General features: G+C 66.1%; 25 protein-coding genes. 16 read left to right on the top strand and 9 right to left on the bottom strand.

Features of this window, described 5'->3' with window-relative positions; all coding sequences use genetic code 11:
* Positions 1 to 56 precede the first annotated feature (56 nt).
* The 4 genes from FNL14_RS05825 to FNL14_RS05810 all read right to left on the bottom strand — a co-directional run bounded on the left by FNL14_RS05825 (position 57) and on the right by FNL14_RS05810 (position 3,607).
* Positions 57 to 1,100 (bottom strand): Gfo/Idh/MocA family oxidoreductase, encoded by a 1,044-nt coding sequence (locus FNL14_RS05825; protein WP_142058418.1) that lies wholly within the window; start codon positions 1,098 to 1,100, stop codon positions 57 to 59.
* Positions 1,100 to 1,882, bottom strand: a complete 783-nt coding sequence (locus FNL14_RS05820; RefSeq protein WP_142058416.1) for an amino acid ABC transporter ATP-binding protein — start codon at positions 1,880 to 1,882, stop codon at positions 1,100 to 1,102. The genes FNL14_RS05825 and FNL14_RS05820 overlap by 1 nt, the downstream gene beginning before the upstream one ends.
* Positions 1,879 to 2,667: an amino acid ABC transporter permease gene (locus FNL14_RS05815; protein ID WP_142058414.1), complete on the bottom strand. Its 789-nt coding sequence runs from the start codon at positions 2,665 to 2,667 to the stop codon at positions 1,879 to 1,881. The genes FNL14_RS05820 and FNL14_RS05815 overlap by 4 nt, the downstream gene beginning before the upstream one ends.
* Before the next feature lie 91 nt (positions 2,668 to 2,758).
* Complete coding sequence (locus tag FNL14_RS05810; RefSeq protein WP_370455800.1) at positions 2,759 to 3,607, bottom strand: ABC transporter substrate-binding protein; 849 nt, start codon at positions 3,605 to 3,607, stop codon at positions 2,759 to 2,761.
* A 181-nt stretch (positions 3,608 to 3,788) separates the two neighbouring features.
* On the opposite strand from FNL14_RS05810, the gene FNL14_RS05805 reads away from it, so the two are divergent.
* The gene (locus FNL14_RS05805) at positions 3,789 to 4,898 is read left to right on the top strand and encodes a LacI family DNA-binding transcriptional regulator (protein ID WP_142058410.1); all 1,110 of its coding nucleotides are present in this window, start codon (positions 3,789 to 3,791) and stop codon (positions 4,896 to 4,898) included.
* Between the two features lie 37 nt (positions 4,899 to 4,935).
* Here FNL14_RS05805 and FNL14_RS05800 read toward each other — a convergent pair whose 3' ends face one another.
* Positions 4,936 to 6,087, bottom strand: coding sequence for a GGDEF domain-containing protein (locus FNL14_RS05800; RefSeq protein ID WP_142058408.1), 1,152 nt, complete (start codon positions 6,085 to 6,087; stop codon positions 4,936 to 4,938).
* Between the two features lie 144 nt (positions 6,088 to 6,231).
* On the opposite strand from FNL14_RS05800, the gene FNL14_RS05795 reads away from it, so the two are divergent.
* The 5 genes from FNL14_RS05795 (at position 6,232) to FNL14_RS05775 (ending at position 10,375) form a co-directional block, all read left to right on the top strand.
* A complete protein-coding gene (locus tag FNL14_RS05795; RefSeq protein WP_091418971.1) occupies positions 6,232 to 6,468 on the top strand; it encodes a zinc-ribbon domain-containing protein in 237 nt (78 codons plus the stop codon).
* A gap of 238 nt (positions 6,469 to 6,706) precedes the next feature.
* On the top strand, positions 6,707 to 7,819 hold the full coding sequence (rsgA, locus tag FNL14_RS05790; RefSeq protein ID WP_255470719.1) for a ribosome small subunit-dependent GTPase A: 1,113 nt from the start codon (positions 6,707 to 6,709) through the stop codon (positions 7,817 to 7,819).
* 42 nt (positions 7,820 to 7,861) lie between these two features.
* Complete coding sequence (locus tag FNL14_RS05785; protein WP_142058404.1) at positions 7,862 to 8,566, top strand: alpha/beta fold hydrolase; 705 nt, start codon at positions 7,862 to 7,864, stop codon at positions 8,564 to 8,566.
* 72 nt (positions 8,567 to 8,638) lie between these two features.
* Complete coding sequence (locus FNL14_RS05780; RefSeq protein ID WP_142058402.1) at positions 8,639 to 9,070, top strand: LexA family transcriptional regulator; 432 nt, start codon at positions 8,639 to 8,641, stop codon at positions 9,068 to 9,070.
* A 24-nt stretch (positions 9,071 to 9,094) separates the two neighbouring features.
* On the top strand, positions 9,095 to 10,375 hold the full coding sequence (locus tag FNL14_RS05775; RefSeq protein ID WP_181762552.1) for a Y-family DNA polymerase: 1,281 nt from the start codon (positions 9,095 to 9,097) through the stop codon (positions 10,373 to 10,375).
* A 17-nt stretch (positions 10,376 to 10,392) separates the two neighbouring features.
* Here the strand turns inward: FNL14_RS05775 and treS are convergent, their stop codons facing one another.
* A complete protein-coding gene (gene treS / locus FNL14_RS05770) occupies positions 10,393 to 12,621 on the bottom strand; it encodes a maltose alpha-D-glucosyltransferase (protein ID WP_370455799.1) in 2,229 nt (742 codons plus the stop codon).
* Positions 12,622 to 12,980: 359 nt separating this feature from the next.
* Here treS and FNL14_RS05765 point away from each other — a divergent pair, with 359 nt between their 5' ends.
* The 5 genes from FNL14_RS05765 (at position 12,981) to FNL14_RS05745 (ending at position 16,456) form a co-directional block, all read left to right on the top strand.
* The gene (locus FNL14_RS05765; protein WP_142058400.1) at positions 12,981 to 14,237 is read left to right on the top strand and encodes a D-arabinono-1,4-lactone oxidase; all 1,257 of its coding nucleotides are present in this window, start codon (positions 12,981 to 12,983) and stop codon (positions 14,235 to 14,237) included.
* A 53-nt stretch (positions 14,238 to 14,290) separates the two neighbouring features.
* Positions 14,291 to 14,626, top strand: coding sequence for a hypothetical protein (locus FNL14_RS05760; protein ID WP_142058398.1), 336 nt, complete (start codon positions 14,291 to 14,293; stop codon positions 14,624 to 14,626).
* 129 nt (positions 14,627 to 14,755) lie between these two features.
* A complete protein-coding gene (locus FNL14_RS05755) occupies positions 14,756 to 14,971 on the top strand; it encodes a hypothetical protein (RefSeq protein ID WP_091418960.1) in 216 nt (71 codons plus the stop codon).
* The gene (locus FNL14_RS05750; RefSeq protein ID WP_142058396.1) at positions 14,968 to 16,104 is read left to right on the top strand and encodes a Vms1/Ankzf1 family peptidyl-tRNA hydrolase; all 1,137 of its coding nucleotides are present in this window, start codon (positions 14,968 to 14,970) and stop codon (positions 16,102 to 16,104) included. Before FNL14_RS05755 ends, FNL14_RS05750 begins: the two co-directional genes overlap by 4 nt.
* A gap of 43 nt (positions 16,105 to 16,147) precedes the next feature.
* Entirely contained in the window at positions 16,148 to 16,456 is a 309-nt protein-coding gene (locus tag FNL14_RS05745) for a hypothetical protein (protein WP_142058394.1), read from the top strand.
* Positions 16,457 to 16,535: 79 nt separating this feature from the next.
* Here FNL14_RS05745 and FNL14_RS05740 read toward each other — a convergent pair whose 3' ends face one another.
* Entirely contained in the window at positions 16,536 to 17,069 is a 534-nt protein-coding gene (locus tag FNL14_RS05740; protein WP_091418955.1) for a MarR family winged helix-turn-helix transcriptional regulator, read from the bottom strand.
* Between the two features lie 273 nt (positions 17,070 to 17,342).
* On the opposite strand from FNL14_RS05740, the gene FNL14_RS05735 reads away from it, so the two are divergent.
* From FNL14_RS05735 to FNL14_RS05725, 3 genes are read left to right on the top strand one after another with little or no spacing between them, the layout of a single operon-like run.
* Positions 17,343 to 18,200, top strand: a complete 858-nt coding sequence (locus FNL14_RS05735) for a hypothetical protein (protein ID WP_142058392.1) — start codon at positions 17,343 to 17,345, stop codon at positions 18,198 to 18,200.
* On the top strand, positions 18,197 to 18,628 hold the full coding sequence (locus tag FNL14_RS05730) for a phage holin family protein (protein ID WP_181762550.1): 432 nt from the start codon (positions 18,197 to 18,199) through the stop codon (positions 18,626 to 18,628). The genes FNL14_RS05735 and FNL14_RS05730 overlap by 4 nt, the downstream gene beginning before the upstream one ends.
* Positions 18,625 to 19,287: a DUF3618 domain-containing protein gene (locus FNL14_RS05725; RefSeq protein WP_142058390.1), complete on the top strand. Its 663-nt coding sequence runs from the start codon at positions 18,625 to 18,627 to the stop codon at positions 19,285 to 19,287. Before FNL14_RS05730 ends, FNL14_RS05725 begins: the two co-directional genes overlap by 4 nt.
* Positions 19,288 to 19,381: 94 nt before the next feature.
* Here the strand turns inward: FNL14_RS05725 and FNL14_RS05720 are convergent, their stop codons facing one another.
* Positions 19,382 to 20,218, bottom strand: coding sequence for a LysR family substrate-binding domain-containing protein (locus FNL14_RS05720; protein ID WP_255470718.1), 837 nt, complete (start codon positions 20,216 to 20,218; stop codon positions 19,382 to 19,384).
* Between FNL14_RS05720 and FNL14_RS05715 the strand changes: the two genes are divergently transcribed.
* Positions 20,181 to 20,576, top strand: a complete 396-nt coding sequence (locus FNL14_RS05715) for a DUF5997 family protein (protein WP_091424743.1) — start codon at positions 20,181 to 20,183, stop codon at positions 20,574 to 20,576. The two genes, FNL14_RS05720 and FNL14_RS05715, sit on opposite strands and share 38 nt — an antisense overlap.
* Positions 20,577 to 20,659: 83 nt before the next feature.
* On the opposite strand, the gene FNL14_RS05710 is transcribed toward FNL14_RS05715, so the two are convergent.
* Positions 20,660 to 21,040 carry a VOC family protein gene (locus FNL14_RS05710; protein WP_142058522.1) on the bottom strand — a complete coding sequence of 127 codons (381 nt, stop codon included), beginning with the start codon at positions 21,038 to 21,040 and terminating at the stop codon, positions 20,660 to 20,662.
* 157 nt (positions 21,041 to 21,197) lie between these two features.
* Here FNL14_RS05710 and FNL14_RS05705 point away from each other — a divergent pair, with 157 nt between their 5' ends.
* The gene (locus FNL14_RS05705) at positions 21,198 to 21,797 is read left to right on the top strand and encodes a hypothetical protein (RefSeq protein ID WP_142058388.1); all 600 of its coding nucleotides are present in this window, start codon (positions 21,198 to 21,200) and stop codon (positions 21,795 to 21,797) included.
* The last annotated feature ends 13 nt before the right edge of the window (positions 21,798 to 21,810 follow it).

The raw sequence follows: 21,810 nt of genomic DNA, 5'->3' as shown, positions 1-21,810 counted from the left end.
TGGAATTTATGGGTGCGGAAGACGCTTACCTGCGTCGCTGGGAAGAGTTCGGGACTTCAGGCCAGGGCGTGGATGCCTTCGATGACCTTCAGGACCTCAAGAGGTTCGGCTGGATCGACGGGAAGAGGCCCGTTTCCGCGCAGGGCGGCGGCCAGCTGGACATAGAACTGCGGGTACGCGCCGCGTTCGGCAGGTACGCGAGCGGTTGCCCCGTCCACCCCCAGGAGCCCCCAATGCTCCTGGGGGTCCACGCCGTAGGCAGGGTCCGACGGCGGCATCCCGGCGGCGAGCGCGGGTTCCTGTCCGTCCAGGCCCCACTTGGTGTAGCCCGCCCGGGTGCCGAGGACGTGGAAGCGGGGCCCGGCCTGGGCGGCCATGCCGTTCATCCACAGCCGCGTGCGGGTGCCGGAGGCGTGCAGCAACGACACGAAGGCTTCCGTGTCAGCCGCGTCCGAATGCGGACCGCGGTTGGCCGTCTCGCCGTAGCTCGTTTCCACCGGGCCGAACAGCTGGATGGCCTGGTCGATCAGGTGGGCCCCGAGGTCATGCAGGATGCCGCCGCCCTCCGCCAGGGACACCGTGTCCCGCCAGTTGCCAAAGCCTTCGGGCCGCCACCATTCGAACCGCGACTCAAAGCTGGTGACCTCGCCCACGCCTCCGGAGGCCAGCACTTTCTGCAAGGTGAGGAAGTCGGCATCCCACCGGCGGTTCTGGAACACCGTCAGCTGCACCCCGCCGTCGGACGCCCTGCTGATCAGTTCCTCGCCAAGCGCGGACGTGGGCACGAAAGGCTTGTCCACCACCACGTTCAGGCCGTGGGCGATAGCTGTTGCGGCCAGCCCGAAATGTGTGTGCGGCGGGGTGCCCAGGATGACCAGGTCCAGGTCCGCGGCCAGGGCGAACAGTTCCTCCGGGGTGGCAACAATCCGCGCCCGGGGGTAGAGGCGTGCCGCCTCCCCGGCGCGTTCCGTCTGCGCCGTGACGATGACGTCCAGCGAGAAGTCCGGGTTGGCCGCGAGGAGGGGCGCGTGGAAGACCTTGCCGGAGATTCCGAAGCCGACGACGGCGGTCCTGATGGGTGCCTTGGCAACCGTGCGCATCAGAGCACCTCGGAAAGGAAGCGCTGCAGGCGTTCGCTGCGGGGGTTGTCGAAGAGCTGGGCGGGTGTTCCGGCTTCCACCACTTCGCCTTCGTCCATAAAAACCACCTGGTCGGCCACTTTGCGGGCGAAGCCCATCTCGTGGGTGACAACGAGCATGGTCATGCCGCGCCGGCCCAGGCCGGCCATGAGGTTCAGGACGCCTTTGACGAGTTCGGGGTCCAGGGCGCTGGTGGCCTCGTCGAAGAGCATCACTTCGGGTTCCATCGCCAGGGCACGGGCGATGGCAACGCGTTGCTGCTGGCCGCCGGAGAGGTCACGGGGGCGGTGGTCGGCGCGTTCGGCCAGCCCAACCTCGGCAAGCCGCTGGCGGGCGCGTTCCATGGCCTGGGCCTTCGGCATGCCTTTGACGCTCCAGAGAGCAAGGGCAACATTCTCTTCGGCGGTGTGGTCCGGGAAGAGGTTGAAGTGCTGGAACACCATGCCGATACGGGCCCGCAGCGTGTCCGGGTTGGCGGCCAGGGTGCTTTCCCCGGCCAGCAGCACGTTCCCGCTTTTGGGTTCGTGGAGCCGGTTGACGCCGCGCAGCAGGGTGGATTTACCGGACCCGGAAGGCCCGATGATGCAGGTGGTGGTGCCCGGGGCCACGGTGAGGCTGACGTTGCGCAGCACCTCGATGTCGCCGTAGGCCATGGTGAGGTTGCGCAGTTCCAGGCTGGATCCGTGGAAGGTCTCCGGGCCGGCGGCGCCGGGTCCGGCAGTGGTGGTGGATGGCATGTTCATGTGTTGCTCCCGGTGGTGAGCGGCGATGCCGCGTCGAGTTCCTTGACTTCCTTCAGGCCGCTGGTGGGCGGTGCGGGGCGGCGGCGTCCTGTCCGGAACTTGTTGTCGAAGTGGTTCACGAGGTGGGTCAGTGGAACAGTGATCACCAGGTAGCAGATCCCGGCTGCCACCAGGGGCGAAAGGTTGCCGGACAGGACAGCGGCATCCTGTCCCACCCGGAAGAGTTCGCGTTCACTGACCAGCAGGCCCAGGAAGTACACCAGGGAGGAGTCCTTGACGATGGCGATGAACTGGTTCACCAGGGCCGGAAGCACCCGGCGGACGCCCTGGGGCACCACCACCAGTGCCATGGACTTGGCGTAGCTCATGCCCAGGGCGCGGCAGGCCTCTCCCTGGCCCTTGTCCACGCTGAGGATGCCGGCGCGGAAGATCTCGCCGATGTAGGCGCTGGCGATCAGGCTCAGCGCGATGATGCCCAGCGGGTAGGGCGAAGGCCCAAAGACCGACTGGCTGAGCCGGGCGAAGCCCTGTCCGATCAGCAGGATGGTGAGGATGGCGGGCAGGCCGCGGAACAGGTCTGTGTAGATCCTGGCCGGAACCCGCAGCCATTTGGACGGTGAGATGCCCATGACGGCCACCACCATGCCCAGCACTGTGCCAAGGACGGTGGCGGCAATGGAAATGATCAGCGTGTTCAGCAGGCCGACCGTCAGGAGTTGGGGCAGGACCTCGGCCATAGCGCCGAAGTCGAAGAAGGTACGGATGATGGTGTTGAACCAGTCCATGGTTGCTCTCAGACGTAGATGTTGGGGAGGTGCCGGACAGGCCGCGTGCGGCGGCCCGCCCGGTCAGGTGGATGGAGGCCCGCTTGCGGGCCTACTTGCCCGGCGTCGGCGAAGCGGCCTGTTCAGCCTTGGGCAGGTACTGTTCGGGCATCGGGGAGCCCGGGAACCACTTCTGGTAGAGCTTTTTCCAGGTGCCGTCTTCCATAGCCGCGGCCAGGCCCTTGTTCAGGGCCTCCTTGAATGCCGGCTTGCCCTTCGCGACGGCGAAGCCGGCGGGCGCGTCGAAGGACGGGATGTCCGCGGCGCTGACCAGGCCGTGCTGCTCCTGGTAGGCCTTGGCAGCCTCGTAATCCAGGAAGTGGGCGTCCACCGTTCCGCTGTTCAGGGCTGCAACAGCAGTGTTGTTGTCCGGGAAGCGCACCAGGCTGGCCGAGGTGAAGTTCTTCACCGCAAATGCCTCCTGGAGGGTGCCCTGGACTACGCCGAGGCGTTTCCCGGCCAGGCCGTCAGCGCTGGTGATGCCTGACGTCTTGGTGGTGATAACCGTCAGGTAGCCGGCAAGGTAACCGTCGGAGAAGTCCACCGTTTCCTTGCGCTTGTCCGTGATGCCGATCGCGGCCACGCCGGCGTCGAACTGCCCGTTGGCGACTGCTGCAAGGAGGCCGGAGAAGTCCTGGCCGGTGAAGACCACGTTGTCCACGCCGGCGCGGTGGGCCACGTCCTTGAAAAGCTCAACGTCGAAGCCGGTGAAATTGCCCGAGCCGTCAGCGAAGGTGTACGGCTTTGAATCGCCCAGGCTCGCCACCCTGATAGTGCCCGGCTGGATGAGTCCATACGGATTGTTTTCCGTGGTAGAGGCCGCCGACGTCGAGCCGCAGCCGGAGAGCGCCAGGACGGCGGCCAGTGCTGCCGCGGCAATGCCGACCGGGCGGAATGTCATTTTCTTCACAGCGTTGTCCAATCGTTGGTGGGAAGGCGGTGCTGTCAGGGCCGCCGAAGAAAGTCGCCGATGTTCTTGTTGAGTCCGGTCTCACCGCTTAGGATTGAGACCGGACTCACATCGATGGATAGAAATGTAGCCGAAGTCACAAGGGCAGTCAACAGCCCTTCGAAAGGTGAAGATGAACGGTGAAGGAGCACGACGGCGGGACGTAACAGTTGCCGACGTCGCCAAGGCGGCCCAGGTCTCCAAAGCGCAGGCCGCACGCGCTTTGGGAAATTACGGAGCCGTCAGTGATGATGTCCGGGAACGGGTCCTCGCCGCGGCGGAGGCTCTTTCCTACCGCCCCAACGAACTCGCCCGCAGCATGAATACGGGCAAATCGCACACTATTGGCGTGGTGGTGGGTGACATTGAAAACCCGCACTTCGGCCTGGCTACCCGGGGCATTACGGATGCGGCGAAGAAGGCGGGCTACAACGTCATCCTGGTGAATACCGATGAGGACCGGGCAGCCGAAGTGGAGGCGGTGCGGGTCCTGCTGGACAAGCGGGTGGATGGCCTGATCGTCGCGCCGGCATCGTCAGTGGACACCGAACACCTCCGGCAGGTCCACCAATCCGGCCGCCCCCTGGTCTTCCTTGACCGCAGCGGCGGCACCCTGGACGTTGAGACGGTTGCCGTGGACATGGCGAAGATTTCCCTGCAGGCCACGCAATATCTGCTCGGTGCCGGCCACCGGAGGATCGCGTTCATTTCAACGCTGAGGACCGACGCTCCCTATCGGGCGGACATGGTACTGGATTCGTCGCAGATCGCGGACCGCCTTGAGGGCATGCGGCAGGCATACGTGGCGGCCGGGCTGCCCTTCCCGGAGGATCTGGTCCGGTTGAATGCCGGCGACGCCGACTCCATCCGCAGCATCACCCGGGAGGTTCTCCGGGGTCCGGAGCAGGCAACTGCGGTGGTGGCGTCCGATGGTTTGATCGCCCTGAGCGTCGTGGAAGCGATCCAGGAGCTGGGACTGTCCATTCCGGCCGATGTTTCGTTCCTCATGTATGACGACTTTCCGTGGACACGGCTCACCAGCCCGCCTCTGACCGTGATCGCCCAACCGGTGTACAACATGGGGGCAGCCGCCGCGAAGGCCCTCATCCGGCAGATGGAAGGGCTCCCCCGGGCCGCACCGGCACAGTTCACGGCAACGCTGGTCCGGCGCGGGTCGGTAGGTACGGTCCGTGCGGCCGCGGCAGCACCAAAACTCGGACAACTCGCGGGGGAACCGGCCTGACTCCGGCCTTCCAAGGCATCGCCGCCGGTCCGCAGTACTAGCGCATCCTGTCGCTGCGGGCCGTTCGGTTCCTGCCCAGTGACTTGGCCATGTACAAGGCAGCATCCGCGGCGGCGATCAGGCCCTCCACGTCCCTGGTGCCGGCGTCGTACGTGGAAATCCCGTAACTCGCGGTGGGCATGTCCATCCCGTCCGCTGCCGGGGCCGCGGCCAGGCGCCGGCTGATCTCCTCGGCAATGTTTTCGGCCCGCTCCGCATTGGTTCCGGGAAGGAACAGGACAAACTCTTCGCCCCCGTACCGCCCCACCAGGTCGGTGGACCGCACGGTGTCGGTGCAGGCGTTGGCAAAGGACTGCAGGGCCAGGTCCCCGGCGGCATGGCCGTAGGTGTCGTTGACGGACTTGAAATGGTCCAGGTCGGCCAGGATCAGGGTGCCGGAGCCGCGGGTGGTGCTGCGGTCCGCCAACTGCTCGGCCGCCAGGTCCAGGAAGGCCTTCCGGTTGAGGAGCCCGGTGAGGTCGTCACGGGTGGCCACCACGCGCAGAGCCCTGGTCTGCTGTTCGCTGCTGAGCGCGGCCATGCTGAAGGAGACCACCACCAGCAGCACCATGGTCACCATGGTGGTAACGGCGGAACCGAAGACCGTAACGAAAGTCGGGCCGTTCTGCCCCTCCACCAGGAAAGCCAGCCAGCGCAGGAAATAGAAAACCGCGAGGCCGCCTGCCGCCACGGCCATGGGAATCCGGACGCGCGAATATCCCGGCTCCAGGCGCCACAGCTCGCGGGACGCAAGCCCGATGGTGAGGCACATGGCGCCCAGGAACACGGGGCCGCCGGACCAGGTGTTGGTGGCGGGATTGTCCAGGACGGAGGCAACCAGCGTGACCAGCGGAATGCCGGTGAAAGCCCATTTGATGGGCGGGACCGTGCGCAGCGAGCGTGCGCCTGCCCAGACCGCCACGCCGCCGTGGACCAGCAGGACGTTTCCCGCCGGGTTGGCCCAGACCTGGTGCGGGGTACCGTCCAGCAGGAAGCATGCGGATCCGGTGAGGAAGAAGATCAGGGCAAGGCACCACCAGCCGCTGTACGGCGAGCGCGTGATCCGGTACGCGGAGAAGTAGAAGAGGAACACCAGAACCAGGGCCATCAGGCCAAACGCGATTCTCAGGGTCGCGGTATCCAGAACCATGTATCCGAAGTCCCCCCGAGTGCGGAAAAGCGTGCCGACCCCAAGTATGGCATCGGCCCGCGAACCTGTCAGGACAACCCCTGGCGCACGCGCCGGGCCTAAAGTTGTCTAATAGCCCGCAGGACCATCCCGAAAGGCAGAACCGTGCTCCTTCTCTTCGGTTTCAAGACAGTACTGAAAGCCCTGCCCGGCAAGCCCGCAACGTGCCGGAACTGCGGATCCTTTGTGCACCATCACCTGGAGGAACGGGCCACCAAGTTCACGCTGTTCTTCATCCCGGTGTTCACCACCTCACGCTCCTACCGGATCACGTGCACCAACTGCGGCTTCGTCTCGAGCATCTCGGCGCGGCAGCGGCGGGCGCTGGAGCTGCAGCGGTAACCACCCCTGTGGCGGATCCAGCCAGCCGCAGCTACAGTAAGAGCCGGACTGGATACCGGTCCCTACTGCTGGAGAGGGAGGTGTTTTTGATGACTGTCACTGTCGCTCGCCCCGAGCGCTCCGCACCCTTCATCCAAACCCTTCCCCTGCACCGCACCTTCGCCGCCTGACCAGCGGAGCGCCGAACGCCAAGGCCGTCAGCGGCCGGTGCGCAGGGGGCATACCCCGAGGTATCACAGTGAACAACAGCCCGTTCCTCTACGGCTACACCCCCGCCGTCGCCCAACATTTCGACAACCATCCCCTCGCACATGCCAGCGAGCGCGGCCGGGTGGTCCGCGTGGACCGCAACCTGCTGCTCGTGGCAGTGGGCGCAGACCTCCTGCACCTACCCTACCCCCTGACCGGTGAAACCGCAGTCACCGGCGACTGGGTATGGATAGGCCCCAACCGGGGCGGCGAGCGCCAGATCCTTGGCGTCCTTCCCCGCCGCTCGGAACTCAGCCGCAAGCGCGCCTTCGAGGACTCCTCCGCCGCGCAGGTCCTGGCCGCCAACATGGACATGGTGGGCGTGGTGGTGCCGGTGGACCGGCCCCTCACGCACAACCGGCTGGAGCGCACCCTTGTTGCCGCCTGGGACTCGGGGGCCACTCCGCTGGTGATCATCACCAAGGCGGACCTCGCCGCGGTGGCGGACGACGTCGTCGGCAAAGTCATCCTGCAGGCGGCGGGCGTGGACGTGGTCACCACCTCCGCGGAGAACGGTGACGGCATCGACGAACTCCTGGCGCACATTCCGGCGGGCGGCACCATCGTCCTGCTGGGCCCGTCCGGCGCCGGCAAGTCAACGCTGATCAATGCCCTGGTGGGGCGGGACGTCCAGGACACCGGGGAGGTGCGGGCCGGTGACTTCAAGGGCAAGCACACCACCACGTCGCGTGAATTGGTGCCGCTTCCCAACGGAACAGTCCTGATGGACACCCCCGGCGTGCGCGGCTTTGGACTGTTCGACGCCGAGGACGGCATTGGTGAGATGTTCGGCGACGTGGAGGTGCTCGCAGCTGAGTGCAGGTTCTCGGACTGCGCCCACCAGGGCGAGCCCGGCTGCGCCGTGCAGGAAGCCATTGCCGGCGGTGTGCTGGAGGAACGACGCTGGCACAATTACCTGAAACTGCAGCGCGAACTGGCCGCCCTGGCCCGACGGAGCGATGCCGCCGCCCAGCGGGCTTACCAACGGGAGTGGCACCAGAAGGTGGTGTCCGCCGGGAAGTCCCAGCGGTGGGCGGAGCGCGAGACGGCGGAAAAGAGGGAAAGCTCCGGAACCAATGGACGGGCGCGGAAGCGGCGCTGAGCGCGCATTCAGTTTGTCCGTCCCGGCTAGTAGGGTGCCGTCATGGACATCATCCTGGTTCCCGGTTTCTGGTTGGACGCCTCATCCTGGGCGGAGGTGACGCCCGCGCTGGACGCCGCCGGCCATAGGACGCATCCGCTCACCCTTCCCGGCCTGGAGTCGGTTGACGCCGACCGGGCCGGGATCGGGCTGCGGGATCATATCGACGCCGTGGTTGCCGCCATCGACTCCCTGGAAGGCAGGGTTGTGCTCGTTGGGCATTCGGGTGGAGGCGCCATCATCCATGGCGCCCTGGATGCCCGGCCGAACCGGGTGGAGCGCGCCATCTATGTGGACAGCGGACCCCTGGGCGAAGGGGGCGTCATCAACGACGAGCTGGCAGCCGACGGCGACGACGTTCCGCTGCCGCCGTGGGAGGAGTTCAAGGACGCGGACCTGGTGGACCTCGGCACCGGGCTCCGCGAGGCCTTCCGGGCCCGGGCCATCCCGCAGCCGAAGGGGGTGGCCTACGAGCAGCAGCACCTTCACGACGAGCGCCGCTACGACGTTCCGGCCACCATCATCGCCTGCGAGTTTCCGTCCGCCATGCTGAAGGAGTGGATCGACGCCGGCCACCCCTTTGTGGCCGAGCTGGGCCGGATGCGCGACGTGGAATACGTGGACCTCCCCACCGGGCACTGGCCCCAGTTCACCAAACCCGCTGAACTGGGGCGCGCCATCCTCGCGTCCGTGGAGCGGACGGCGTAACCCGCCGTCGTCATTGTCCGCCCGCGGCTGTACACTCAAAGTATCGAACATATATTCGAATAAGGGTGTGTTGTGGGCGTTATTATCGGTCCCCGTGTGATAGATGCGGGACTCTCTTTGCACCTGGCCTGGCTGTCCCCGGTGCCGGTGGCAGCAGGGTATCCGTCCCCCGCCCAGGACTATTTCGATGGCCGGATAGACCTGAATGCACACCTGATCAAGGACATCACCAGCACCTTCGTGGTCCGGGTGACCGGGGACTCCATGGAGCGCGCGGGGATCAGCGACGGGGACGAACTGATCGTCAACCGGGCCCTCGAGCCCCGGGACGGCTCGGTGGTAGTCGCAGTGCTGGACGGAGAGCTGACCATTAAGCGGCTGCGGATCACGGCGGGGGGCGTGCTGCTGCAGGCCGAAAACCCGAAGTACCCGGACATCAGGGTCTCCGCGCTGAGCGAGCTGACCATCTGGGGTGTGGCCACCAGGTGCCTGCATCATGTGTGAGAAGTTGCCATGAAGCCGGCCATCATGCGGCAGATGCCCGAGATCGCCCATGTGGATGTGAACTGCTTCTATGCCAGCGCCGAGCGCGCCTTTGACCCTTCGCTGGAGGGAAAGCCGCTGATCGTGCTGTCCAACAATGACGGGTGCGCTGTCACCCGCTCGCCGGAGGCGAAGGCCTTGGGCATCCAGACCGGCGACCCCTGGTTCAAGCTCGCCCCGCGGGCCAGGGAGTGGGGGCTTATCGCGAAATCCAGCAACTATGAGCTGTACGGGGATATCAGTGCCCGCGTCATGGAACTGCTGGGCCGGTACTCCGCCTGGCTGGAGGTGTACAGCATTGACGAAGCATTCCTCGGCGTCAAAGGGAGCCCGGAACACCTGCTGGAGCTGGGCCGGACCATCAAGGCTGTCGTGGCGCGGAACGTGGGAGTGCCCGTCTGCGTCGGCATCGCCCGCACCAAGACGCTGGCCAAGCTCGCCAACAAGTGGGCCAAGCACAACCCGGCGTTCGGCGGCGTCTGCCGCTGGGACTCAGTGCCGCCCGATCAGCAGGAGGCCCTGATGGCCCGGCTTCCGGTCATCGAAATCTGGGGCGTGGCAACACGGATCACCAAACGCCTGAACGCCATGGGGATCCAGTCCATCCTGGACCTCAAGCGCGCGGACCCCGTCAGGATCCGCGAACGCTTCTCCGTGGTGATGATGCGCACGGTCCTGGAGCTGCAGGGCACACCGTGCATCCCCATGGAAGAGGCGCGGATCGGGCGTGACCAACTGATCTTCTCCCGCTCCTTCTCCACCCCAATCACCACGGCCCAGGACGTGCGGCAGGTCCTCAGTGTCTACGCCCAGATGGCCAGCGGGCGGCTGGCCAAGCACAACCTGCAGGCGAAACTCCTCACCGCCTTCGCCGGGACATCGCACTTCAACGCCCGGCAGGCGGCGTTTCCGTCCGTCTGCGTTCCGCTTCCCATGCCGACGGCGGACCCAGTCATCCTCACCAAGGCAGCCCATGCGCTGCTGCCCGCCATCGTCGAAGGCACCAGGTACGCCCGGGCGGGCATTATGGTCACGGACCTGCGGCCCAGCGGCAACCAGAAGCCACTGGAACTGTTCGAGAACCCGCACGAGGAACGCCACATCGGCCCGCTGCTGGAGGACATCACCAAACGCTACGGCCGCGGATCCATTGGCCTGGGCCATGCCGGGATCCGCGGCGGACCGGACTGGACCATGAAACGCGGGATGCGCTCACCCCGGTACACCACGCACTGGGACGAACTCCCCCTGGTCAAGGCGGCATGACCGCGACCCCGGCGGAACTACAGGCCCTCCGGCGCCTCTTCCTCCTCGGGAGCCGGCTCTTCAATCAGCAGCGCCGTCCCCTGGTACGCACCAAGCTCAATGAAGAAGCTGTGCAGGTCATCCACCTGGCCCACCGTCTCGTCCGTGAACAGGTCCCGCACCCCGGCGCCGGCCTCCAGGTGGCTGGAGTTGACGCTGCCGGTGATGCTTTCACCGGAGAAGTTCAGGACCGTCACCTGGATCTGGCCGGACGCGAGCCGGTGCACCATCACCAGCAGACCCCGCTGGGAAACCTGCGGAACGTCCAGGAGCACGCCGGTGGCAATGCCCCACTCCTCGCGGACCTTGAGGATCTTCTGGAGCCGCCGCGCGAAGGACCCTTCATCCTTGAGCTGCTCGGGCAACGGCCCGTACAGGCTGCGGGCCCGCGGCATTCCCGAGGCCGAGACGGTCGCTTCGGCGTTGGTACCCATCAGGTCGTGAGCCCCCCGGTTGATCCAGCGGGTATCGCCCTGGGAGGTGAGCTCCTGGACCTGTGCCCTGTCCAGGGTGGTGGTGCCCACCATGTCCCAGCCAGACAGGGCGAACACGCCGGGCTGCAGTGCGTTGTACATGACCAGCAGCAGGTGCGCTTCCCGCACAGTATCGATCTGCTCGGCGGTGAGCGCGGAAATATCCTTGATGCCCAGGGCCGCCGTGATCACGCTGACCGTGGTGCAGGCGATGCCGTTGGTGGTGAACACCGCGTTGTAGGGGCCGTTCTCCCCCGTCAGCGCATTCCGCAGCGTTTCCTGGACATGCTCCGTCAGCTCCGCGCCGTTCATTTCGGTGCCGGCCAGCTCGAAAACGTCGTCCTTGTGCCGGGTGGCAAAGTGCACCAGTTCGTAGGTCAGTTCATCGTGGTTCTGCAGCGCGTGCACCAGCGACGCCTGATCCACACCGATCTCCATGGCCAGGCGCAGGGTCAGGCGCAGGAACTCGGTGTCCTGGGTGACCAGGGCGTAGTGGTAGCCGGGGCGGGTGATGAAGTCGTAGGACAGGTCCGGCCCGGTTTCCGACGTGGCCTTGATGTCGTCAATCGTGAGGTTCAGTTCCTGGAACGTGAAGCCGCCCACCTTGCGGACCATGCTGCCGATCAGCTGGTTGGCTGCCTCGGAGAGCGGGTGCCCCTCGGACCAGCCGGGCTGTTCCTCGGCGCTCTTTTCCACCCCCAGGAAGCCGTTGGCGTCGAGCCGCAGGGCACCGGTGCCCAGGTCGAGCAGCGAGTGCAGGGCGTCGCCCACCACCAGGCGCATGCCGGAGAACGTGGGATCCAGCCAGTTGATGGAGGGCTGGCCGGCCTTGAAGTAGTGCAGGTACACCCAGCGGCGCTTCTGGCCGGTGGTGTCCACGATGGCCCGGGTGGCACTCCAGTTGGTTTCCTTCACGCCGGGTTCGTAGAAGATAACCCGCTGAAGCCTGCCAATGATGTACCCGGCCTGCTGCAGCGCCAGCTCCGCGTCGGGGCTGATGTTGACCGAGTCTTCGCCCGGCGGGACGTCCGGCAGCAGATGCCAGTCCGATTCCGGGATATCGATCATGTGATAGATGCCGGGGTAGTCGCGGTAGTTCATCTCGGCGAGGCGGAAGTCCGCACCCTTGCCGGTGTGTCCGGGGACGATGTCGTCAATGATGGTGCCGTCGTGTTCGCCGGCCACCTCGCACATCCGGCGGAACTCGTCTTCTTCGCCGAACAGCGGATCGATGGCCATGCTGATGCGGTCAAAGTGGCCGTCCACGCTTGGCGTTTCCCGCCACCCCTGCAGCCCGCCGGCCTTCTTGACGGGTCCCGTGTGGATGGCCCTGATGCCGATTTCCCGGAACGTTTTCCACAGCTCCGGGTCGCCCAGCGCCCCCAGGAACGACTGCCCCGGGGTGGTCATGTAGGACAGCGGATAGGCGGTGAACCAGACGGAGGCGCGTTCGACGGCGGCGCGCGGGTTGGGGTGCGCGTAGGAGTGCTGCCACATGCTGGCCTGCCCGGAGAGCTGCCTCGCCAGGACGTTGGCGTCGCCGAGCATGGCCTGGTTCCGCAGCCACTCCACGTAGGTTTTGTTCAGGCCGTCCAGTTCCAGGGACGGGGCGTTGGCAAAATACTGCCGACGTCGGGCCACGGGGCGCAGTGCCTTGGGCCGGGCCGGGTAGAACTTTTCGTCGAAAGTAATTTCCGGAGCTTCCGGCACCTCCGAGGACTCTGTCTCCTCGATGGATTCTGCCGGTTCTGTCACCGCTGCAGCCTCCGGCCCAGTCGTGTTGCCGGTTTCGCCGGCCTGTTCTACTGCATCGGCCCCAGACACGCTGGTGGTCGCTTCTCCCAGATCAGACACTGAGTTCCTCCCTCAACTCGACTGCATCCCACTCTGCCACGATTCGCGCGCGCGCCGAACGGCGCCGGCCAAATGAATTTCAGGTGTGCGGCTGTTCAGGATGCCCGTACCCGGATGCCGGGGTGGAAATGCACTCCCCGTGGGAAAGCGTGCACTCCGTGGAAGCGCCTTGACACCGCCGTTTGTTAGCGCTGACAGTTGAGAAAGCGAATTCTCGTCCCCCACCGGAAAGCTGACTTTTGAAGAACTGGGCAGGCAACCTCGAATACTCCTCCGCGCATGTTGAACGGCCGGAATCGGTAGCGGAACTGGCCCGGATTGTGAAGCGCGCGGGCCGGATCAAGGCGCTGGGATCCCGGCACTCCTTCAACCGGGTGGGAGACACCGACGGCGTGCATGTTCTGCTTGATGCCCTGCCGCAGGAGGTGCTCCTTGACCGGGAGCGCAGCACCGTCAAGGTCAGCGGCGGAGTCAGTTACGGAGCCCTGTGCCGCACGCTGGAGCAATCCGGCATGGCCATCCACAACCTGGCGTCACTCCCCCACATTTCGGTGGCCGGAGCCGTCCAGACCGGAACCCACGGCTCCGGTGTGAACAACCCCTCGCTCGCCGGGGCAGTGGAGTCGATCGACCTGGTCCGCCCCTCGGGTGAATGCGTTACGCTGACCCGCGCGGACGGGGACGAGTTCCTGGCCAGCGTGGTGGGCCTGGGAGCCTTGGGCATCGTGACGGGCCTGGAGCTGACGGTCCGGCCCAGCTTCCGGATGCGCCAGCGCGTCCTGGAAAACCTGCCATGGGACCGGGCGCTGACGGACTTCAAAGACATCATGTCCAGCGCGTACAGCGTCAGCCTGTTCACGGACTACGCCGGCGAAACCATCAGCCAGGTCTGGCTCAAGGCCCTGGACCAGGAGCCGCCGCTGGCTGACCTGTTCGGTGCCACCGCCGCCACGTTCCCCCGCCACCCGCTGCCGGACATGTCCGCGGAAAACTGCACCATCCAGCTTGATGAGCCGGGACACTGGCTGGACCGGCTGCCGCATTTCCGGCACGAGTTCACGCCCAGCAAGGGCGAGGAGCTGCAGAGCGAGTTCATCCTGCCGCTGGAGAACGCGCCGGAGGCGCTTCAGGCGGTCCGCGGCCTGGCGGACAAGCTGGCGCCGCTGCTTTTTGTCTCGGAAATCCGCACAGGTGCTGCAGACGAGTTCTGGCTGAGCCCCTTCTACCAGCAGCAGAGCGTGGCCCTGCATTTCACCTGGAAGCCGCTGCAGCCCGAGGTGGAAGCTCTCCTTCCCGAACTCGAGGACGCGCTCCGGCCCTTCGGCGCCCGGCCGCACTGGGGCAAGTTGTTCTCCCCGGCCGGGCACGACTGGGAGTCGCTGTACCCCCGCTTCGCCGGATTCCGCTCATTGGCCTCTTCGCACGATCCCGAGGGCAAGTTCCGCAACGGACTGCTGGACCACCTCCTCGGCGTCCCCGCGGCGAGCGGCCGGTAACGGCCCCGAACCCGGGCACCGGCGGTTTATTAGCCGGTTGTTAGGGTGGAACCATGAACCGCCGCCTTGCCGCCCTGTCCGCTGTCCCCCTGATGCTGCTGCTCACCGGCTGCGGCGCCGTCGAGGAAGCCGCGGGGAATGCTGCAAGCGACGCCGCGTCGAAGGTGGCCACGGCTGCGGCGGAGGAAGTGAACCGGCAGATTTGCGCCGTTGTCCAGGACGGCCTGGTCAGCGTGGAGGACAAGCGGGCCCTCGGCGGGCTGGTATCGGCCGCCCGCACGGCCGGTGTACCCGCTGAAATTACGACGCCGTTGGGCCAGATTGCGGAGGCCGGAGACCAGGTGCCGTCCGAGTCCGTCCAGGCCCTGAAGGATGCCTGCGCAGCCTGAGTGCCCCCAGGGGATTGAGCCGGCAGGGACCTCCTGAATTCCCCCTTTTGGCCGCCGCCTCCTGGTGCTACCGTGAAATGACGAACTAGTAAGCCTGTGATACTAAATTCACGAGCGAAGGAGATCGTCATGGCTGAACGCGGCAACACCAAACACGGCCCCATCCTCGATGAGGAGCTGAAGCACGAAACCCAGGGCGCGGTCCATGCAAACCAGCCTCCCCACGCGGAGGAGTGGCGCGAGACCGAACCTTTCCCCGACGATACGGATCCTGCTGAAGTCCAGGAGGCCCTGAATCCCGTCGCTTCCCCCGATTCCATCAGCGACGCGGAGGAGGAACAGTGACCCGGAGCCTGAAGGAGCACGCGGACCGGTACCGGCTCCCCGGCCCCTGGTGCACCGCTTACGTGGACGCGGGAACGGGCACCGTGGACAGCCTGGAAGCAAGCGATGTCCGGCCCGGCAATGTCCGCGCCGCCCTGGAAGCGCAGGGTGCTTCTGCTGCGGACCTTGATGCCGTGGAGCAGGCCCTGCAGCCCGAAGCAGGCATCCCCTCCCCCGTGTCCAGGTTCGTCCTGGTGCACCAGGGAAACGTGGAGATCAACGAGGTACTGCCCGGCGCGCTCGTGCTGCCGGAGCGGATGTCGGTGGATTCCATCCCGGACCTCCTGCCGCTGGTCAAGCACCGGCCGGAGGAATTCCCCTTCGTTGTTGCCGAAGTCAGCCGCGAACATGGCGAGATCCGGCTGCATTACGCGGGAGCCGGGGCACCGGCGAGCACCGAGGAAGTCCAAGGCGATACCCAGCACATCAAGAAGTTCCAGGGCGGGGGCTGGGCCCATCTCCGCTTCCAGCACCACACCGAGGACGTCTGGCGCCGCAACGCGGACCAGGTGGCCGGGGAAATTGACCGGGTGGTGGGCAGCAGCGGCGCACGGCTGGTGATCCTTGCCGGCGATATCCACGCGCGGAGGCTGGTACAAGAGCAACTCTCCAAGGCCAGCCAGGCATTGGTGTCCACCATCGATTCCCACACGCACACAGCGGGTGCGGATGAGGGCCTCCTCGAAGACCAGGTCAACCAGCGCGTCGCGGAACAGTGGGCCGCCGAACAGCAGGAGATCATGGACCGCCTGGCCATGCAGGAAGGCCAGGCCAATCCTGAGTCCGCCACCGGGATCGGGGCTGTGGTGCACGCCCTGCAGCAGGCCCAAGTGGAGGCGCTCATCTTTGACGACGCCGCACTTTCGGAGCGGACCCTGCTGGCACTTGATGCCGAGCCCTGGATTGCCTTAGCGGAGGAGGAATCCCTGGGGGCCGGCGTACTGGGCAAGGTCCCCGCTCCCGCAGCCCTGCTTCGGGCGGCCGCGCTGACAGATGCGCAGGTGCTGCTGGTCCCCGGCCCGGTCCTGCCGGAGGATGCCGGTGTGGCAGCCCTGCTGCGCTGGTCCACGGGACCCGACGTGCCGTCGTCGTAAGCCATCACCAGCAGCAAGCGAACTGACAGGAAGGAAGGCAGCTATGGCACATGGAAATGACAACGAGGACCTTGCCCCTGGCGGCGTGATCATCCCCGAAGAGGACGCGTTGCCGAATCCCACGCGGACGGGCCACGGCAAAATGCCGGAGGACGTGGACGACGACGCGTATGAGGCTGCGGCCGAGCAGGAGCGTGTTGCTGCGGGCCTTGCCGACTACGCACCAAGCGACGTTCCTCCGGCAACGGATCCACTGCCGGCCGAAGCTTCCGAAGCCGCCGACCTGGCCCAGCGGGGGCTGCTGGAGGACAACGACGCGACCGGAACCGGAACGCAGGAGAACAACAAGTAGCAAGAGCGCAGGGAGAGGGGCAGGGCTGCCGGCCCTGCCCCTCTTTTGCGCTATCTTCCCGTGCTCATTCTTCCCGCGCTCATTGCTGCGGATGGTCCAGTCCACGAAAACCATGGCTGCGCGCACCCGGAAACCGGCGCGGAGTGCGGTGGTGTTCGGGCGCAACAAAAGGAACCACCTCCGGGTCCCTGCCGGGCGGCACCGCACGGATGAACTTGGTGAGCTCGTCCTGCAGAACCTTCCAGGAGATCTCCGGATCATCCGGATAGGCGTCGATTTCCGCCTGCCGGGCTGCCTCGAGGGCCGCCCGGCCGAGATCGGTGAGTTCGACCCTAAACTGCCGGCGGTCTGTGGACTGGCGGGTCCGGGTGATGTGCCCTGAGCCTTCAAGCCGGGTGAGCACCCTGCCCAGGGTCTGGCTCTGCACCCGGACCACCTCGGCAAGTTGTTCCTGGTTGAGGGGTCCGGCTGCCAGCCCTTCCAGGGCTATAACAGCTGCACGGGTCAGGCCAAGGGGCGCCAGAGCATCATCCTGACGCCGCTGGACCAGGCGTGCCGCCAGCGTAATAAGGCGGTAGCTGTTCCGTGCATCCGGATCGAGGTTGCTCGTCATCGGCCGCGGCCTTCCTGTAGGTGGCGAAGTGCAGGTGTAGTTACCCCTTCATGCGTCGCTACCTACCTACAATAAGCATGCTTAGCATCCTGTTCGCAAGTACGCTTACTATCCGCCCTGCCGCAGGGCCGTTCAAAAGGGAAGCTCCCAACACACCCCCTTGCAATCCAAATGGGAAGTGTGCTTAGTATCTAACTAGTAACCCTGCTTACTACTTATTGCCAGCATTGCTGGTTCTTGATCGCCAGCTGACCCTTTGCGAAAGAGAGCATGATGACAGAGAACCAATGGCCCCAGACTCCCAACCCCGCTATCTCGGACCCGTACGGTGCTTCCGAAGTGGGTGTTGAAGACACTTATGCCACCCCAGGCACTCCGGGCACCGGCGGCACCTCCAAGAAGGACGCGGCAAAGGAAGAGGCTTCGAATGTGGCCGGCCACGCCGCCACTGCAGCCCAGGGCGTAGCCCACACTGCCAAGGATGAAGCTGCCAACGTCGCCGCAGAGGCGAAGAGCAACGCCCAGGATCTGCTGGCCCAGGCAAAGTCCGGATTGACCAGCCAAGCCGGAACGCAGCAGCAGAAGGCCGCCGAAGGCATCCGGACCATTTCCAGCCAGCTTCACAGCATGGCAAGCGCCCCCGACCAGCAGGGTGTGGCCAGCGACCTCATCCGCCAGGCAGCCCAGCGCAGTGAATCGGTGGCGTCCTGGCTTGAAAACAAGCAGCCCGGCGACCTCCTCGGCGAGGTCCAGAGGTTCGCCCGGAACCGGCCCGGCACCTTCCTCCTGCTGGCAGCAGGGGCCGGGGTCCTGGCAGGCCGGCTCACCCGCGGCCTCGCCGCAGGGGCAACGGATTCCCAGGGTGCCGTGCACTCCAGCCCGGCCCAGCGGCCGGTGCAGTCCGCCCCGGTGGCTCCGATCCACCAGGAGACGGTGTACGCGGCAGGAACTGATGACCTCTTTGCTGAGCCGGTAGTGGGTACGGGAGCGCCAGTCTCCACCTCCACCCTTCCCACGGGAAGCACGGAGGACACCCCGCTCCGGTTCGAGGATGACCCCTACCGTGACGAGGACGGCAGCTACCACGCTGCCGACGGCACCTACCGGTCAACGGAAGGACGCCAGCTATGAGTAGCCAGATTCCGGAGATGCCGCCGAGTGAGGCGCATCAGAAAGCGGATAACGCGTCGTTGGGTGAGTTGCTCGGTGAGGTGACCAGGGACCTGTCCACGCTGATGCGGCAGGAAGTGGAACTCGCGAAGGCCGAGGCCAAGCAGTCCGCCACGAAGGCCGGGAAGGGCGCCGGGATGCTCGGCGGGGCCGGCGTGGCCGGCCACTTCGTCCTGATCTTCCTGTCCCTGGCCCTGATGTTCGCCCTGGGCGCCCTGATGCCGCTGGGCTGGGCCGCCGTGATCGTCGCCGTGATCTGGGGCATCATCGCCGCGGTCCTGGCCTCGATCGGGCGCAAGGAACTCAAGCAGATCAAGGGCCTGCCCCAGACAGGCGAAACACTCTCCGAAATTCCCCCAACCCTAAAACCAGGTGAGGTAAACCGATGAGCGATAACCCGGACGCAATCCGTTCAGACATAGAAGCCACCCGCGCCCGCCTCGGCACCAACGTGGACGCGGTCGCGGACAAAGTCACCCCGTCCAACATCGTCCACCGCCAGACCGACAAGGTCAAAGACGCCGTCACCGGAGTCAAGGAGCGAATCATGGGAGCAGCAGACTCAGCAACATCCACGGTCCAGGACCGGGTCCACTCCGGCACCGGGCACACCACCGATGCCCTGCACAGCACCGGCGACACCCTGCACGGGGCCAAGGACACCGCCGCCGCCAAACTCAGCGACGCCGGCACCGCGATCTCGCACGCACCGGACCAGGTCAAAACCAAAACCCAGGGCAACCCCCTGGCCGCAGGCCTGATCGCCTTCGGCGCCGGGATGCTGGTCTCGTCCCTGATCCCGCCAAGCCAGAAAGAACGCGAAGCGGCCCAGCAACTCAAATCCGCCGCCGAACCCCTGGCCACCCAGGTCACCGACGCCGCCAAGGACATGGTCCAGGACCTCAAGGAACCAGCCCAGGAAGCGATGGAAAACGTCAAAACCACCGCCACCGAGGGCGTCCAGAACGTCAAAGCCGAAGGCCAAGGCGCCGTCACCGACGTCAAAGACCGCGCCACCGACGCCAAAGACCACGTCCAGAACACGTAGGGTCCATCCAACGTAGGCCCGTTTCAGGTTCAGGAAGGCCGGCTCCGCAAGGGGCCGGCCTTCCGGCGTCTACGGCTCTTTGGCGGGACCTCCGCTAGCGCTTGCCCTTTTTCCGCGAGCCCTTGCCGCGGCCCTTGTCCGGGTTAGGCGCGTAGCGCTGCGCAACCTTCGGCGCCTTCTTGGTTCCGGTGCCCCGCCGGTCCGGCTTGGGCTCCTTCTTCACCTGCACGGGCTGGGCGGACGGCTGCCGGGAGCTTTGGGCGGTCCGGCCGCGCACAATCCCGATGAATTCCTCGATCACTTCATCCGTGGAATCGGTGGGCCAGGCAACGGCAATCTCCGTAGTGGGCGCGCCGGTCAGCCGCCTGGCAACCGTGTCCTTGACGTTAAAGTGCCGGGCCACGGACATGGGCAGGATCGCCAGTCCCGCCCCCGTAGCCACCACCTGCAAAGCGGCCTCCGGGCCGCCAAGGGCTGCGACGTCCAGGAAGCTCTCCTGTTCCATGTCGGCGAGCGCCACTTCCTCGAACACCGAAATCTCGTGACCCTTCGGCGCCACCACCACGGGCTGCTCCTCATACAACGGAATCACACTGAGGCCCTCGCGCTCCACCGGGAGGCGGACGAAGCTGAGGTCCGCGGAGCCGTCACGCAGCACCTTGACCTGCGCGCCGTCGTCGGACATAAACGCCTCCAGCGGAACGTGCTGCACCCGCTCCTCCCAGCGGCGGATCCACTTGCCCGGCGTCACTCCGGCCACATAGGCGATGCGGAGGACGCGGGGAGCGTTCTCGACGGCGGGATCGGCAGGGCCCGTCGGAGCGGCGTCTGGCTGGGGGGTGTTGTCGGTGGGCACGTCTTCACAGTACCGTCCGCCCGGATACCCTTGAAGCATGACCTCTGCAAACTCCCAGTCCATGAAGCCGGCCACCGTTGCCAAGAAACTTGGCATCTACCTGCCCGCAACACCGCAGGAGTTCCAGGAATCCACCATCACCCGCGAGGAGTTCGCCGAACTCCAGGCCAACCCGCCGGAGTGGCTCGCCGAATTGCGCCGCAACGGCCCGCACCCCCGCCCGGTGGTGGCGCAGAAGCTGAACGTCTCCATCAGCGGCCTGGCACGCGGCGGCGTTGAAGAAGCATTGACGACGGCGGAGATCACCGCGCTGCTGCAGGCTCCCCCGCAGTGGCTGGTCACCGAGCGCGCCACGCACGCTGCCGTCCGGGCCGAGGCCCAGCGCGTGAAGGAAGAAGCTGCCAAGAAGGAAGCCAAGCGCGCCCGCGCCTAAGCGCTTTCGAAACCGGGCTTGTTCGCGGATCAGAACCTTGATGGTACGGATCTGCGAACAAGCCTCTGTTGTGTCCGGAGATGTCAGTCCTGGTGCAGCTGGATGTAGTTCCCGCAGCCGTCGTCGAGCACCGCACTGATCCCGGACGGGTCCTCCGCAGGCTCACTCTTGAAGGTGACACCGGCCTTGACCAGCCGCTCGTACTCCGCCCGCACGTCCGGGACGCCGAAGACGATGGCGGGCAGGCCGGCGTCGTGCACGGCATTCATGTAGGTGGCGCCGATGGGGTTGTCGCTGGGTTCCAGCAGCAGGCCCACCGAGCCCTGGTCCGCGCCGGGATCCTTGATGATGAAGAGGTTGTACTCCGGCATGGCCATCAGTGTCTCGAAGCCAAGGGTCTCCGTATAGAAGGTGTGGGCGGCCGCGGGATCCTGGACGTGGATGCTGCACATTTTCAGTCGCATGGCTCCCACCGTACGTGGCTTGTGGCGCGGCCGGGAAGACTCCCCATCGCGCAGTAGTGCCGCTGCCGGTGCGGCCATTGACCAGGGCCTGGGAAGGCGCTCCAATGGAAGGACCAGCCCGGCGTAACGCCCGGGCGTGCGGACGTGGAGGTGCAAGGTGGCAGCCATCGCTGAATCCCTGTTCCAGGGGGCGTGGGTACTTCTGCTGTGCGGGTCCGTGCTGGTGGTGAGTGTGGCCGCCACCGTGTTCCAGGTCCGACGGCGGTCGCTGGCTGGAGCCGGTAGGGAGCCTGAGCGCTCGGACCAGCTGTTCTGGGACCTTTTCCTGGGCTCCGCCGTGGCGCTGCCCGCGCTGCTGATCCCCACGCTGTCTTCCCCGGTGGCCGGGCTGTTTCTTACCGGGGCGGCTGTGGCGTCCGGTGTCGCGGCCTACCGGGGCAGCCCCCGGATCGCCGCGCGGCTCTCTGCCCGGCGCCAGAGCCGTGAGTATCTGCCCCTCTATACCGCTGCGCAGGCTGAACACAGCATGCTGCTGGAGCGCTGGCGCCGCTATGAGCTTGATCCGGCGTACTGCATCGATTTTCCCGCCATGACCGATGTGCGGCTGCCGCACACGGCAGCGGTGATTAAGGCCATGCGGGAGGCGGAGCAGCTGCGGGCCGCCCGGCACCAGGAGTACCCGCCCGCCGTCGAACGCTTTGGCCGTGCCCTGGCCGCAGCTGAACAGGCGGCCGGGATTCCCGCCCAGGGGCACTAACGCCTGTTGCGCG

Origin of the sequence: Pseudarthrobacter sp. B4EP4b, assembly GCF_006680095.1 — a bacterium.
Taxonomy (GTDB): domain Bacteria; phylum Actinomycetota; class Actinomycetes; order Actinomycetales; family Micrococcaceae; genus Arthrobacter.
The sequence above is the reverse complement of the archived record's forward strand: the minus strand, read 5'-3'. Positions and strand labels throughout refer to the sequence as shown.

Excerpts from the sequence above, each read along its gene's own strand:
- FNL14_RS05815 (WP_142058414.1), bottom strand. The coding sequence starts at position 2,667 with ATGGACTGGTTCAACACCATCATCCGTACCTTCTTCGACTTCGGCGCT.
- FNL14_RS05725 (WP_142058390.1), top strand. The coding sequence starts at position 18,625 with ATGAGCGATAACCCGGACGCAATCCGTTCAGACATAGAAGCCACCCGC.
- FNL14_RS05745 (WP_142058394.1), top strand. The coding sequence starts at position 16,148 with ATGGCACATGGAAATGACAACGAGGACCTTGCCCCTGGCGGCGTGATC.
- FNL14_RS05800 (WP_142058408.1), bottom strand. The coding sequence starts at position 6,087 with ATGGTTCTGGATACCGCGACCCTGAGAATCGCGTTTGGCCTGATGGCC.
- FNL14_RS05810 (WP_370455800.1), bottom strand. The coding sequence starts at position 3,607 with ATGACATTCCGCCCGGTCGGCATTGCCGCGGCAGCACTGGCCGCCGTC.
- FNL14_RS05805 (WP_142058410.1), top strand. The coding sequence starts at position 3,789 with ATGAACGGTGAAGGAGCACGACGGCGGGACGTAACAGTTGCCGACGTC.
- FNL14_RS05730 (WP_181762550.1), top strand. The coding sequence starts at position 18,197 with ATGAGTAGCCAGATTCCGGAGATGCCGCCGAGTGAGGCGCATCAGAAA.
- FNL14_RS05710 (WP_142058522.1), bottom strand. The coding sequence starts at position 21,040 with ATGCGACTGAAAATGTGCAGCATCCACGTCCAGGATCCCGCGGCCGCC.
- FNL14_RS05775 (WP_181762552.1), top strand. The coding sequence starts at position 9,095 with ATGCGGCAGATGCCCGAGATCGCCCATGTGGATGTGAACTGCTTCTAT.
- FNL14_RS05785 (WP_142058404.1), top strand. The coding sequence starts at position 7,862 with ATGGACATCATCCTGGTTCCCGGTTTCTGGTTGGACGCCTCATCCTGG.
- FNL14_RS05760 (WP_142058398.1), top strand. The coding sequence starts at position 14,291 with ATGAACCGCCGCCTTGCCGCCCTGTCCGCTGTCCCCCTGATGCTGCTG.
- FNL14_RS05825 (WP_142058418.1), bottom strand. The coding sequence starts at position 1,100 with ATGCGCACGGTTGCCAAGGCACCCATCAGGACCGCCGTCGTCGGCTTC.
- FNL14_RS05820 (WP_142058416.1), bottom strand. The coding sequence starts at position 1,882 with ATGAACATGCCATCCACCACCACTGCCGGACCCGGCGCCGCCGGCCCG.
- FNL14_RS05715 (WP_091424743.1), top strand. The coding sequence starts at position 20,181 with ATGACCTCTGCAAACTCCCAGTCCATGAAGCCGGCCACCGTTGCCAAG.
- FNL14_RS05735 (WP_142058392.1), top strand. The coding sequence starts at position 17,343 with ATGACAGAGAACCAATGGCCCCAGACTCCCAACCCCGCTATCTCGGAC.
- FNL14_RS05755 (WP_091418960.1), top strand. The coding sequence starts at position 14,756 with ATGGCTGAACGCGGCAACACCAAACACGGCCCCATCCTCGATGAGGAG.
- FNL14_RS05740 (WP_091418955.1), bottom strand. The coding sequence starts at position 17,069 with ATGACGAGCAACCTCGATCCGGATGCACGGAACAGCTACCGCCTTATT.